This is a genomic window from Micromonospora sp. NPDC051925 (genome assembly GCF_044548625.1).
Lineage (GTDB): Bacteria > Actinomycetota > Actinomycetes > Mycobacteriales > Micromonosporaceae > Micromonospora.
Genome location: NZ_JBIUCH010000007.1, coordinates 176,251 through 188,956, shown reverse-complemented (window position 1 = coordinate 188,956; position 12,706 = coordinate 176,251). Strand labels below are relative to the sequence as shown.

Genomic DNA, 12,706 nt, shown 5'->3' with positions numbered 1-12,706 from the left:
TCGGAGGCCGTGCCGGCGGCGTCGCCGACCCCCACAGGGGTGGCCGGCAGATCGTTGTTCCGATCGGTCACCGCGCCGTCAGCGTCGCCTGTCGGGTGCACCGTGCCCTCCACCGGAGGGACGACATCGTGGGACACCGGACTCCTCACCGATCGCCGGGACCACGCCGGCCGAGCGGCCGACGCCTGTCTTCCAAACCGGCCGTCGAGCCGGCATGTTCCCCGCCGGCCGCCGTCGGGCCGGTGGCACTGCCCGCCGGTTCCCGACCGGCGTCCTGCCCACTGTTCGGACGGGTGACCGCCCGGTCAGCAATGGGCAATGCTACCCGCACGGTAGGTGCCGTGCGGGTCCGCCGGACGGTCCGTCCACGGTCGCCGGGACGACCCGGGAATCAAACGGTCAGCAGGGCATGGACCGGACGCCCGGCGAGCCGCTTGCGCCCCTCCAGGAAGCCCAACTCGAGCAGTACGGTGAAGCCGGCCACCGTGCCTCCGGCCCGCTCGACCAGGTCGAGGGTCGCCTCGGCGGTGCCCCCGGTCGCCAGCACGTCGTCGACCACCAGCACCCGGTGCCCGGCGGTGAAGGCGTCCTGGTGCACCTCCAGCGTCGCCTCGCCGTACTCCAGGGCGTACGAGGCCGAGTACGCCGGCCGGGGCAGCTTGCCCGCCTTGCGCACCGGCACCACCCCCAACCCGGTGGCGTACGCGATCGCGGCGGCGATCACGAAGCCCCGGGCCTCGATGCCCACCACGATGTCGAAGGTGTCCCGCCCGTGGTACTCGACGATCCCGTCGATCACCTCGCGGAACACGTCGCCGTCGGCGAAGAGCGGCATCAGGTCCTTGAACATGACCCCGGGCTTGGGGAAGTCCGGCACGTCCAGCACCCGGCTGGCGACCAGCCGGGCCACCTCCGGGCCGCTGTCTCCCCGTACTCCGGTGCTGTGGGTCTCCGTCACGGTGGTCGGCTCTCCTTCGGTACGACGACGGCGTCCGGCACGCTGCTCGCACAGCATGGCGGACGCCGTCGGGTCGGCTTCTGGCGGGTCGCCCGTCGGTCAGCGCCGCTTCGCGCCGCCGGGCCGGTTGCCCCCGCCGCCGCTGGGACGGCCGCCCCGGGCACCGGTCGCCCGCTTGGCCGCCGGGCGGGCACCGACCTTCGGCGCGCTGCCGGCCAGGGCCGCCGCCTCCGGGTCGATCGGCTCGTCGGCGGTCTCGTCGCCGTCGGGCCGCGCCGCGCCGCGCGGGGTGATCTCGTCCCGGGCGACGGCACTCCGGCGGGCCAGCACCCGCTTGCGGTGTGCGTCGATCCGCGGGTCCTGGTTCTTCAACATCACCAGCAGCGGGGTGGAGAGCAGGATCGAGGTCAGGAACGCCATCGCCATACCGACGAAGAGCACCAGGCCCAGGTCCTTCAGGGTGCCCGCACCGAGCAGGCCGGCACCGATGAAGAGCAGACCGCCGACCGGGAGCAGGGCGACCACCGAGGTGTTCAGCGACCGCATCAGGCTCTGGTTCAGCGCCAGGTTGGCCGCCTCGCCGTAGGTCTGGTTGTTGTTGGCGGTGATGCCCCGGGTGTTCTCCTGGACCTTGTCGAAGACCACCACCACGTCGTAGAGCGCGAAGCCCAGGATGGTGAGGAACCCGATGATGGTCGACGGGGTGACCTCGAAGCCGACCAGCGAGTAGATGCCGGCGGTGAGGATCAGGTTCATGAACAGCGAGACGATCGCGGCGGCGGCCATCCGCCACTCGAACCGCAGCACCAGGTAGACCGCCACCACCAGGACGAAGATGACCAGGCCGAGCAGCGCCCGGGAGGTCACCTGGCTGCCCCACGCCTCGCTGACCTGGCTGCCGCTGATCTGGTCGGGGTTGATGCCGAACTCCTGCGCCATCTTGGCCTTGACCGCGTTGGCCTGCTCGGCGTTGAGCTGCGAGGTGCGCAGCTCGTAGTACTCACCGCTGGTGCTGCCGACCTTCTGCGCGGTCACCACCTTGGCCTCGTCGCCCTCGGCCGCCAGCGCCGCGTTGACCTTGGCCTCGGCCTGGTCCAGGGTGCCGACGCTGGCCGGCACCTGGAACGAGTTGCCACCGGCGAACTCGATGCCCAGGCTGAAGCCGCGCACCGCGAAGCTGAGCACGGCGATCAGCACCAGCACCCCGGCGACGGTGAACCACAGCTTGCGCCGGCCGACGATGTTGAGACCGGCCTCGCCCCGGTAGAGCCGGGACGCCAGACCACTCTTAGCCATCTCAGGCCTCCTTGACGCGCGAGTTGCGGGCGGTGCCCGGTTCGGCCGAACGGGGCGGCAGGGCCCGACCGAGGCCGCTGACCCGGGGCGACAGGAACGCCGGGGTCCGGGCGAACATCGTCATGATCGGGTGCCGGAAGAGGAAGACGACCACCAGGTCGAGCACGGTGGCCAGGCCGAGGGCGAAGGCGAAGCCCTTCACCGTGCCGACCGAGACGATGTAGAGCACCACGGCGGACATCAGGGTGATCGCGTTCGCCGAGATGATCGTCCGGCGGGCCCGGATCCAGGCACGGGGCACGGCGCTACGCGGGCTGCGCCCCTCCCGGATCTCGTCCTTGAGCCGCTCGAAGTAGATGACGAACGAGTCCGCCGCCACACCGAGCGAGACGATCATGCCGGCGATGCCGGCGAGGGTGAGGGTGAAGCCGATCGACCGGCCGAGCACCACCAGCGCGCCGAAGACCAGCAGCGCGGAGAGCACCAGGCTCAGGAAGATGACCGAGCCGAGCAGCCGGTAGTAGAAGAACGAGTAGATGATGACCAGCAGCATGCCGATGCCGGCGGCCAGCAGGCCGGCCCGCAGGTGGCTGTCGCCCAGGGTCGCGGTGACGTTCTGCTGCTCCTGCGGCACGAACGTGACCGGCAGGGCGCCGTAGCGCAGCTGGCTGGCCAGCGCGTTCGCCGACGTGTTGTCGAAGCTGCCGGTGATCTGCGAGTCGCCGGTCAGCACGCCCTGGATCTCGGGCGAGGAGACGATCTCGTTGTCCAGCACCACCGCCACCCGGCACTTGCCGTCCTGGCCCAGGGCCGTCTGGTCGCAAGCGCCGCCGGTGTTGTTGAACGCCTCCCGGGTCAGCTCGGTCCACTTGGACTGGCCGTCGCCGGTGAAGTTCAGGCTGACCACCCAGGTGCTGGCCTGGTCGAGGACCGCGTTGGCGTCCTTGACGTCGGTGCCGACCACCTTGGCCTGGTCGAGCAGGTACTTCGCCGCGCCGCCCTCGCAGGCGACCGCCTGCTGCTTCTCGTCCTTGATCGACGCGGGCGGCCGCTTGTCGAGCTGGGCGCAGGTGATGGTCGGGACGTTGAACTGCATCTGCGGGCTCAGCACCGCGATCTCCTCCGGGGAGAGCGTGCCGAACGGCTTGAGCGTCTCGGCCAGGGCCGGGGTGGTGGCGAGGTCGGCCGGGGCCTGGAGCCCGCTGGCGGCGGCCCAGGCCGCTGCGCCCACCTTCTTCTCGACGGCCTTGCGCTGTTCCTCGATGCTCTGCGACACCGGGGCCTCGCTGGCGCTGGGCGAGGCGGCCGGGGCGCTCGGCGAGGCCGACCCGGACGGGGTGGCGCTCGTGCTCGGCGCGGGGGCGCCGCCGCCCTGGCCACCGGCGCTCGGCGAGCCGGTCACCTTCGGCGAGGCGCTACCGGATGCCTTCGGCGACGCGCTGGTCGAGGGCTGCGGCGAGGCGCTGCCGGACGGGGTCGGCGTCGCGGTGGCGACCGTCCCGCTGCCGTCGGTGGCCTTGAGCACCTTGCGGAAGCGCAGCTCCGCGGCGCTGCCGACGTCGGTCAGCTCCCGGTTCTCACCGGGCAGGGAGATGACGATGTTCCGGTTGCCCTCGGTGACCACCTCGGCCTCGGCCACCCCGTAGGCGTTGACCCGGCTCTCGATGATCTGCCGGGCCTCCTCCAGGTTGGCCGACGTCGGAGGCTTGCCGTCGAGGCTGTTGGTCGCCTCCAGCGTCAGCCGGGTGCCACCGATCAGATCCAGGCCGAGCCGGGGCTCCAACCGGTCCTTCCAGCCGCCGCTGGCGCCGCCCGAGAAGAACACCAAGAGATAGAGGACGACGAAGATGAACCCGAGCACGGCGAGCTGCCGCCCGGGGCGCATCTGTCCCTGAGGTGGTGCCACGGCTGTCTGTCTCCCTGTAACGGTCGCGCCGCCGGTGCAACGGCGACGAGGTCGGGGCGGGGTACCGTCCCGACGTGCTCTCCGCGGGCCGCTCCCGACCGTCGGCACGGTGCACCGCCGCCGACGTGGGGGCATCGGGCGGACGGGGCGCGTGCCGGCCCTGGGGACCGGCCCACCTATCCAGTTGTCACGTCACGTCCCGGTGTCACGTCGCGTCCACCCCGGCGGGGCGGACGGACCTTCACTCCTTGACGACTTCCGCGTTCTCGGTGATCGCCCCGTCGGCCTCCGACAGCTCGGCCCGGGTGACCACCCGGGCGATGGCCGGCCGGGCGTAGCGGGACTGCACACCGGGGGCCACCTCCAGCAGCACGGTGTCGTCCTCCACGCCCACGACCGTGCCGTAGAGCCCGCCGATGGTGACGACCTCGTCACCGGGGCCGAGCGCGGACTGCATGGCCTCGGCCTCGCGGCGGCGCTTCTGCTGCGGCCGGATCATCATGAAGTACATGACCCCGAAGAGCAGGGCGATCATGATGATCGGCGTCAGGCTGCCGGCGCCTCCGCCGGACTGTGCTGCGTAAAGCACGGTGTGCGACCTTCCCATTGGCCCCTGCCCCGGCGCGGTGCGCGTCGGAGCGGAGGCAGATATTCACATCCTGTAGAGACCGCGGCGAGTCTAATCCCTGCACCTGGGAACGCCGAATGCGGCACAGATCACGTTCAGATCACGGTGGATCCGGCGCGTTCGAGAACAGATCAGGCACAGCGGGGGCTTCCGTGCCAAATGTACCATTTGGCGGCGTGCGGCCCAGGTGCCGCCAGGCAGCCTCGGTGGCCACCCGCCCGCGGGGCGTACGCGCCAGCAGACCGGCCCGCACCAGGAAGGGCTCGCAGACCTCCTCCACCGTGTCCGGCTGCTCCCCCACCGCCACCGCGAGGGTGGACAGGCCCACCGGCCCGCCCCGGAACGAGTCGACCAGCGCGGTCAGCACCGCCCGGTCCAGCCGGTCCAGCCCGAGGGCGTCCACGTCGTACACGGTCAGGGCGGCTCGGGCGGTCTCCAGGGTGACCACGCCGTCGGCCCGGACCTCGGCGTAGTCCCGCACCCGGCGCAGCAGCCGGTTGGCGATCCGGGGCGTGCCCCGGGACCGGCCGGCGACCTCCACCGCCCCCTCGTCGGTGATCGGCACCCCGAGGATGCGCGCCGACCGGTGCAGCAGCGCCTCCAGATCGGCCGGGGAGTAGAAGTCGAGGTGCGCGACGAAGCCGAACCGGTCCCGCATCGGGCCGGTCAGCAGGCCGGACCGGGTGGTCGCGCCGACCAGGGTGAACGGCTCCACGTCCAGCGGGATGGCGGTGGCACCCGGCCCCTTGCCGACGATCACGTCGACCCGGAAGTCCTCCATCGCGCTGTAGAGCAGCTCCTCCGCCGGCTTGGCGATCCGGTGGATCTCGTCGATGAACAGCACGTCACCCTCGGCGAGACTGGTCAGGATGGCGGCCAGGTCGCCGGAGCGCTCGATCACCGGGCCGCTGGTCACCCGGATGCCGGCACCCAGCTCGGCGGCTACGATATTGGCCAACGTCGTTTTCCCAAGACCGGGCGGCCCCGACAGGAGGATGTGGTCCGGTGGGGCGCCGCGCCGCATCGCGCCCTGCAACAGCAGGTCGAGCTGGTCACGCACCCGGTGCTGGGCGATGAACTCCTCCAGCCGCTTCGGCCGGACGCTGACCTCCGCGTCCCGCTCCGCGTCGTCGGCGTACGCCGAGACCAGGCCGTCGCCGGTCATGCCGGCCGCCCCGGACGCGACCGTGCCGCCCACCCCGCGTCGGTCATCGGGTCCGGCCCAGCAGCCTGATGGCCTGCTTGAGCAGGACCGGCACCGGCGGGGTCGGCCCGTCCACCGTCTCGGCCACCGCGGCCACCGCCTGGTCGGCCTGCCCGGCCGTCCAGCCGAGCCCGACCAGCGCCTGCCGGACCTGGTCGGGCCACGCTCCGGCGGTCACCCCGGCCGCGCCGTCCGCCCCGACCGGCACCGGGCCGATCCGGTCGCGCAGCTCCAGCACCAGCCGCTCGGCGCCCTTCTTGCCGATCCCGGGAACCCGGGTCAGGGCGGCGGTGTCGGCATTGGCGATGGCCTTGCGGACCGCGTCCGGGGTGTGCACGGCCAGCACCGCCTGGGCCAGCCTCGGGCCGACCCCGCTGGCCGTCTGGAGCAGCTCGAACAGCTGCTTGGCGTCGTCGTCGGCGAAGCCGTAGAGGGTGAGCGAATCCTCCCGGACCACCAGGCTGGTGGCGAGCCGGGCCGGCTGACCGACCCGCAGGTCGGCCAGGGTGCCGGGGGCGCACTGCACGGCCAGGCCGATCCCGCCGACCTCCACCACCGCGTGGTCCGGGCCGGTCGCGGTCACCGTGCCGCGCACGCTGGCGATCATCGCGCTCCTCCTCGTCGTGCCCGGTCGGCGGCGACGGCCAGCTTGGACCGGGTGCCGCCCCGCCACACGTGGCAGATGGCCAGCGCCAGGGCGTCGGCCGCGTCGGCCGGCTTCGGCGGCTCGGCCAGCCGCAGCAGCCGGGTGACCATGGCGGTCATCTGTTTCTTGTCGGCCTGGCCGGAGCCGGTCACCGCCGCCTTCACCTCGCTCGGCGTGTACGTCTGCACCGGCAGCCCGGCCCGCGCCCCGGCCAGCACGGCGATCCCGCTGGCCTGGGCGGTGCCCATCACGGTGCGCACGTTGTGCTGGCTGAACACCCGCTCGACGGCGACCGCGTCGGGCCGGTGCTCGGCCACCAGGTCGGTCAGCGACCGGTCCAGGTGCAGCAGGCGCAGCGACAGGTCGTCGGCGGGATCGGTGTAGACGACGTAGTAGGCGACAAGCGTGCAGGGACGCCCCGGCACGCCCTCGACCACGCCGACCCCGCACCGGGTCAGCCCCGGGTCGACGCCCAGCACGCGCACGCCGCCTCCTCCCCGACCATCGGCAGTACGTGTGTTCGACACCCTACTGGTCCGCCCGGACACGCCGGGGAGCGGACACGCCGACCCGTGCCGGACCGACCGGCCGCCACCGGTTGATTCGTCCGTCCCCGGGCGACGGACGCCTGCCCTGCCGTCGTCCCCGGGCGACGGGCATCTGCCCTGCCGTCCGGGGACGCGGCGACCGGGACGGTCACGGGACCGTCCCCGGCGAAACGCGCCACACAGTCACGGGTCGGAGTATGTGTGGCCGCCCCATGTGCCGCCGGTCGGCCAGCTCGTAACGTTTGCGCCATGACGACAGAACCCGGGGCGGTCCCCCACGTCGTACACGTCGACCTCGCCGGTCGTCGCGCGCTGGTGACCGGTGGTGGCAGCGGCATCGGCCGGGCCTGCGCGCTGCGGCTCGCGGCGGCCGGCGCGGCGGTGCGGGTGGTGGACCGCGACGTCGAGGCGGCGAGGGCGGTGGCCGCCGAGGCGGGGGGCCGGGCGGAGGGGGTCGACCTGGCCGACCCCGACGCCGTGGCGGGAATCGACGCGGACGTCGACATCGTGGTCAACAACGCCGGCCTCCAGCACGTCGCGCCGGTGCCGGACTTCCCCGTCGAGCGCTTCGCCCACCTGCACCGGGTGATGGTCGAGGCGCCCTTCCAGATCATCCGGCGGGCGCTGCCGCACATGTACGCCCGGGGCTGGGGGCGGATCGTCAACATCTCCTCCGTGCACGGGCTGCGCGCCTCCCCCTACAAGGTGGCGTACGTGTCGGCCAAGCACGCGCTGGAGGGGCTGTCGAAGGTGGTCGCCCTGGAGGGCGCGGCGCACGGGGTCACCGCCAACTGCATCAACCCGGCATACGTGCGAACCGCGCTGGTGGAGGGCCAGATCGCCGACCAGGCGGCCCGCCACGGCATCGGCGAGGACGAGGTGATCGAGAAGATCATGCTGGCCCGCGCCGCGATCAAGCGGCTGATCGAGCCGGCGGAGGTCGCCGAGTTGCTGGCGTACCTGTGCACGCCGTCGGCCGCCTTCATCACCGGCGCGTCGATCCCCCTCGACGGGGGCTGGACGGCGAACTAGTGGCCGCCCGGACAATGGACGTCGTGTCGTCGCCGGTCGAGTTCCTGGAGCTGCTCGCCCGGGAGGCGGCGGCGGTCGAGTTCGAGGGTCCACTGGTGGCCGCGCGGGCCGCCGGGCTGCCTCCCGAGCGGCTGGCCGAGCTGGAGCAGGCCAAGCTGGTCGCGCTGCGGGTACGCGGCCTGTTGGAACGCCGACGCCGCCGGGAGAGCGAGCTGTCCGGCCTGTTCGACACCGCCGGTGACCTGGCCGGGCTGCGGGAGCTGGACGACGTGCTGCGGGCCATCGTGCACCGGGCCCGGCACCTGCTCGGCGCGGACGTGGCGTACATGACGCTCAACGACGACGAGCGCGGCGACACGTACATGCCGGGTCACCGACGGGTCGATCTCGGCGGCGTTCCAGCGGCTGCGGCTGGCGCTGGGCGACGGGCTGGGCGGCCTGGTGGCACAGACCGGCACCCCGTACGTGACCGCGAACTACGCCGAGGACGAGCGGTTCCACCACACCGGTGAGATCGACTCCGGGGTGGGCGAGGAGGGGCTGGTGGCGATCCTCGGGGTGCCGCTGCGCCTCGGATCCAGCGTCATCGGGGTGCTCTACGCGGCGAACCGGTCGGCCCGCCCGTTCGCCCGGGAGGAGGTGTCGCTGCTGGTCTCGCTGGCCGCCCACGCGGCGGTGGCGATCGACACCGCCCGGCTGCTGGCCGAGACCCGGGCCGCGCTGGCCGAGCTGTCGGCGGCGAACACCACCATCCGGGCGCACAGCAGTTCGGTGGAGCGGGCCGCGGCGGCGCACGACCGGATGACCGCGCTGGTGCTGCGCCCGGACGACGAGCTGGTTGACGCCGACCAGCGGATCCTGGAGCGGGCGTCGCTGGTGACCGCGCTGCTGCTGCTGTTCCGGCGGACGGTCGCCGAGGCCGAGGGCCGGGTCCGGGGTGAGCTGCTCGACGACCTGATCGCCCGGCCGTTGCGGGACACCGACGCGCTGCGCAGCCGGGCTCGCCGGCTCGGAGTGGACCTGGACGCGCCGCACGTGCTGGTGGCGGTGGGTGACGACGCGTTCGCCGCCACCGGTTCGGTCCGGCTGCGGGTGCTCTCCTGGGCCACCACGTACGCCTCGACCCGCAGCGGGCTGGCCGCGGCCCGCGGCGGGCACTGGAGGTGCAGCTCGCCCTGCGCCTGCACCGGCTGCGTGCCCCGGCCTGAGCCGGCAGACACCGCGCCGACCCGGACGCCCGGCGGACACCGCGCCGACCCGGGCGCCCGGCGGACAGCGCGCCGATCCAGGTGCCCGGCAGACACCGCGCCGATCCAGGTGCCCGGCAGACACCGCGCCGATCCAGGTGCCCGGCAGACACCGCGCCGATCCAGGTGCCCGGCAGGCACCCGGGCCGACCACCGCCCGGCGGGCCCGGGTGTCAGCGGGCCCGCAGGCCGTTTAGCACCCCGTCGACGACCCTTTCCGGCAGGAACCGCTCGTCCAGCTCCGGGTGCCAGCGCAGCAGTCGCTGGATCAGCATCGGCCCGGTGAGCAGCGCCATCGCCACCTCGATGTCGAGGTCGGCCCGCAGCTCGCCGGTGGTGACGCCCCGGCGGAGCACCTCCCGCATCAGCTTCCGCCGGGGTTCGATGATGTTCTGGTAGAGCTGGAAGTGGTCCGGGCTCCGGTTCACCTCGGGTATCAGGCACGGCATGATCCTGGCGGCGCGCGGGTCGACGTTGTGCCCGACGGCACCGACCAGCAGCACCAGGTCGTCGCGGACGGAGTGCCCGGCGGGTTGCGCGACGATGCCCTTGAGCCGGCGCAGCGCGTCCAGCAGCAGGGCGTCCTTGCCCGCCCAGCGGCGGTAGATGGTGGCCTTGCCCACCCCGGCGCGGGCGGCGATCGCCTCGATCGACAGCGCCTCGATGGTGCTGCCCTCGGCGAGCAGGTCGAGGGTGGCCTCGATGATGGCTTCGTCCGCGCGGACGCTCCGCGGTCGGCCGGGCGACCGCGGAGCATCGGCGGTGGTGTTCATGTCAGACATTGTTTCCGAACCTACGTGGTTCCGGCCAATTCCCGTTCCTCCACCGGCTGCACGGTGGTGGAGGTGGTGGGCCGGCCCGGCATCCAGCGCAGCACGATGAGGATGCCGAGGGCGGCCACCACCGCGGAGATCGCCGCCGCCCAGTGCATGGCCGAGACGAAGGCGTCGTTGGCCGCCGCGATCAGCTTCGGCGCCGCCGGGCCGAGCTGCGCCGCCGCCGCGTACGCCCCGGAGACCGACTCGTTGGCCGCCTCCCGGGCCGGGGCGGGCAGACCGTCGATGGCCAAGGCGATGTCCTGCCGGTAGACCGCGGAGAGCACCGAACCGAGGACCGCGACGCCCAACGCGCCGGCGACCTGGCGGACCGTGTTGCTCACCGCCGACCCGACGCCGGCCTTCTCACGGGGCAGCGCCGACATGATCGACTCGGTGGCCGGCGGCATGATGTTCGCCATTCCGACGCCCTGGAGGAAGAAGGCCAGCAGCACCACCCACAGCGGCGTGTCGGCGTCGATGAAGGCGAAGGCGGCCAGCGCCACGGCGGTCAGCACGAGGCCGACCACGGCGACCGAGCGGCCACCGTACCGGCGCACCATCGCGGCGCTGCGCGGGGCGAAGACCAGTTGGGCACCGGCGAACGGCAGGAAGCACAGACCGGTCTCCAGTGGGCTGTAGCCCCGGACCAGCTGCATGTAGAAGGAGCTGAAGAACATCACGCCCATCGCGGCGAAGAACACCAGGCCGACGATCGCCACCGGCGCGGCGAACCGGGGCACCCGGAACAGCCGGACGTCCAGCGACGGGTGGTCGCTGCGCCGCTCGTGCACGACGAACCAGGCCAGCACCGCCAACCCGCCGAGGACGGCGGCCCACACCGTCGCCCGACCGAAGCCGTGCTCGCCGCCGTCGATGATGCCGTAGGTCAGCGCGATCAACCCGACGACCGAGAGCAGCACACCGAGCACGTCGACCCGGCCCGGCCGGGGGTCGCGGGACTCGGGCACCAGCAGGGCCACCAGCAGCACACCGATCGCCACCACCGGCACGTTGATCAGGAAGACCGAGCCCCACCAGAAGTGTTCCAGCAGCGCGCCGCCGAGGATCGGGCCGATGGCCACCGCCAGGCCGACCGCGCCGGCCCAGATGCCGATCGCCCGGCCCCGTTCCCGGGGGTCGAAGACGTTGGAGATGATCGACAGGGTCACCGGCATGATCGCCGCGCCGCCGATACCCATCAGGGCACGGGCCGCGATCAGCTGGCCGGGGCTCTGCGCGTACGCCGACAGCAGCGACGACAGGCCGAACAGGACCAGGCCGACGAGCAGGAACCGGCGGCGGCCGGCCCGGTCGCCGAGCACCCCGAAGGTGAACAGCAGGCCGGCGAAGACGAGGGTGTAGGAGTTGATCGCCCATTCCAGCTCGCCCTGGCTGGCCCCGAGGCCGTGCACCGGGTCGGCGAGGGTACGCAGGGCGACGTTGAGGATGGTGTTGTCGAGGACGACGACGAGCAGGCTGATCACCAGCACGCCGAGGATCGCCCACCGCCGTGGATGTCCGGTGTTCTCGTGCGGTTGCATGGGTTCCGGTGCTCCCCCCGGTTCACCCGTCCCGTGCAATACGAGACGGGGCAGACTCGTAACGACACTCACCTTACGAGGCCAGTGTTTCGATACGACACCGGTTCGTATCGGATGTGTTGCGGCTCACGCCCGGGGGCGGCCGACCGACGGGTGGCGGTCCGGGTCAGGCCGGCACGCCACACGCGGCCAGGGCGGCGGAGAAGCTGGTCAGCCGGGTCGACGGGGGTGGGAAGGGCTCGATCCAACCCGGGCCGGCGGCGTACACGCGTACCCCCGGGAAGTCCCGGCCGAAGCGGACCAGGCGGTACGCGCGGCCGGTGACCGGCGTCTGCGACCAGAGCACCACGGTCCGCGGCCGGGCCCGCAGCACGGCGGAGCCCAGCGCCGCCCAGGGCAGGGCCGGCCCGAGGTGCAGGCAACCCCGCCCCTGCTCACGCAGCGCGGCGGCCATCGCGTGCAGGCCCAGGCAGTGCGCCTCGTGCTCGACGCCGGCGAGCAGCACGCCGTCGGTGCGCAACTGCCGGCCGGGGTCGCGCCGGTGCACGTCCAGCCCGATCCGGACGCCCTCGGACAGGGCGTGCTCGACGGCGATCTCGGCGGCGTCGCGCCCCCGCAGCCCGGCCAGCAGCGGCACGCAGAGCCCCTCCCAGACCGCTGCCACCCCGACGTCGGCGGCGAACTCCAGCACCAACGCGGCGACCCGGTTCGCGTCGAGGTCCTCGGCGGCTGCCGAGAGCCGCTTGCGGGCCGTCTCGACGGCCCCGACCGGCATCGGATCTGTCAACACCAAGACGCACCCCCCGGGTAGGCGACCACTACCCGGGGATTCGCCCCGGCGACGCGGTTCGGATGCGCCGACGGGGGACTTGTCTGCGCCGG

11 protein-coding genes and 1 pseudogene are annotated in these 12,706 nt (G+C 72.9%); 2 read left to right on the top strand and 10 right to left on the bottom strand.

Annotated elements, in window-relative coordinates; all coding sequences use genetic code 11:
• Window positions 1-391: 391 nt before the first annotated feature.
• From ACIG87_RS11695 to ruvC, 7 genes are all read right to left on the bottom strand, one after another.
• Window positions 392-958 (bottom strand): adenine phosphoribosyltransferase, encoded by a 567-nt coding sequence (locus ACIG87_RS11695; RefSeq protein ID WP_396850409.1) that lies wholly within the window; start codon window positions 956-958, stop codon window positions 392-394.
• A 99-nt stretch (window positions 959-1,057) separates the two neighbouring features.
• Window positions 1,058-2,254 carry a protein translocase subunit SecF gene (secF, locus tag ACIG87_RS11690; protein WP_396850407.1) on the bottom strand — a complete coding sequence of 399 codons (1,197 nt, stop codon included), beginning with the start codon at window positions 2,252-2,254 and terminating at the stop codon, window positions 1,058-1,060.
• A gap of 1 nt (window position 2,255) precedes the next feature.
• Window positions 2,256-4,160 carry a protein translocase subunit SecD gene (gene secD, locus ACIG87_RS11685; RefSeq protein WP_396850405.1) on the bottom strand — a complete coding sequence of 635 codons (1,905 nt, stop codon included), beginning with the start codon at window positions 4,158-4,160 and terminating at the stop codon, window positions 2,256-2,258.
• Window positions 4,161-4,401: 241 nt separating this feature from the next.
• Window positions 4,402-4,767: a preprotein translocase subunit YajC gene (yajC, locus tag ACIG87_RS11680; RefSeq protein ID WP_396850403.1), complete on the bottom strand. Its 366-nt coding sequence runs from the start codon at window positions 4,765-4,767 to the stop codon at window positions 4,402-4,404.
• 121 nt (window positions 4,768-4,888) lie between these two features.
• A complete protein-coding gene (gene ruvB, locus ACIG87_RS11675; RefSeq protein ID WP_396850563.1) occupies window positions 4,889-5,953 on the bottom strand; it encodes a Holliday junction branch migration DNA helicase RuvB in 1,065 nt (354 codons plus the stop codon).
• A 43-nt stretch (window positions 5,954-5,996) separates the two neighbouring features.
• Window positions 5,997-6,599, bottom strand: a complete 603-nt coding sequence (gene ruvA, locus ACIG87_RS11670; protein ID WP_396850401.1) for a Holliday junction branch migration protein RuvA — start codon at window positions 6,597-6,599, stop codon at window positions 5,997-5,999.
• Complete coding sequence (gene ruvC / locus ACIG87_RS11665) at window positions 6,596-7,123, bottom strand: crossover junction endodeoxyribonuclease RuvC (protein ID WP_396850399.1); 528 nt, start codon at window positions 7,121-7,123, stop codon at window positions 6,596-6,598. Before ruvC ends, ruvA begins: the two co-directional genes overlap by 4 nt.
• 312 nt (window positions 7,124-7,435) lie before the next feature.
• Between ruvC and ACIG87_RS11660 the strand changes: the two genes are divergently transcribed.
• Together ACIG87_RS11660 and ACIG87_RS11655 are read left to right on the top strand one after the other, a co-directional pair.
• Window positions 7,436-8,218 (top strand): 3-hydroxybutyrate dehydrogenase, encoded by a 783-nt coding sequence (locus tag ACIG87_RS11660; RefSeq protein ID WP_396850397.1) that lies wholly within the window; start codon window positions 7,436-7,438, stop codon window positions 8,216-8,218.
• Window positions 8,218-9,512, top strand: a pseudogene (locus ACIG87_RS11655) (GAF domain-containing protein); the annotation flags it as partial. The gene ACIG87_RS11660 and the pseudogene ACIG87_RS11655, both read left to right, overlap by 1 nt.
• 126 nt (window positions 9,513-9,638) lie before the next feature.
• Here the strand turns inward: ACIG87_RS11655 and ACIG87_RS11650 are convergent.
• The 3 genes from ACIG87_RS11650 to ACIG87_RS11640 form a co-directional block, all read right to left on the bottom strand.
• Entirely contained in the window at window positions 9,639-10,247 is a 609-nt protein-coding gene (locus ACIG87_RS11650; RefSeq protein ID WP_396850395.1) for a TetR/AcrR family transcriptional regulator, read from the bottom strand.
• Between the two features lie 11 nt (window positions 10,248-10,258).
• Window positions 10,259-11,824, bottom strand: a complete 1,566-nt coding sequence (locus tag ACIG87_RS11645) for an MFS transporter (protein WP_396850393.1) — start codon at window positions 11,822-11,824, stop codon at window positions 10,259-10,261.
• A gap of 166 nt (window positions 11,825-11,990) precedes the next feature.
• The gene (locus ACIG87_RS11640; protein WP_396850391.1) at window positions 11,991-12,614 is read right to left on the bottom strand and encodes a transcriptional regulator; all 624 of its coding nucleotides are present in this window, start codon (window positions 12,612-12,614) and stop codon (window positions 11,991-11,993) included.
• Window positions 12,615-12,706: the final 92 nt, after the last annotated feature.

Bases quoted from the DNA above. Each gene is read 5' to 3' on its own strand.
- ACIG87_RS11645 (WP_396850393.1), bottom strand. From the start codon at position 11,824: ATGCAACCGCACGAGAACACCGGACATCCACGGCGGTGGGCGATCCTC.
- secF (WP_396850407.1), bottom strand. From the start codon at position 2,254: ATGGCTAAGAGTGGTCTGGCGTCCCGGCTCTACCGGGGCGAGGCCGGT.
- yajC (WP_396850403.1), bottom strand. From the start codon at position 4,767: ATGGGAAGGTCGCACACCGTGCTTTACGCAGCACAGTCCGGCGGAGGC.
- ruvB (WP_396850563.1), bottom strand. From the start codon at position 5,953: ATGACCGGCGACGGCCTGGTCTCGGCGTACGCCGACGACGCGGAGCGG.
- ACIG87_RS11650 (WP_396850395.1), bottom strand. From the start codon at position 10,247: ATGTCTGACATGAACACCACCGCCGATGCTCCGCGGTCGCCCGGCCGA.
- ACIG87_RS11660 (WP_396850397.1), top strand. From the start codon at position 7,436: ATGACGACAGAACCCGGGGCGGTCCCCCACGTCGTACACGTCGACCTC.
- ruvA (WP_396850401.1), bottom strand. From the start codon at position 6,599: ATGATCGCCAGCGTGCGCGGCACGGTGACCGCGACCGGCCCGGACCAC.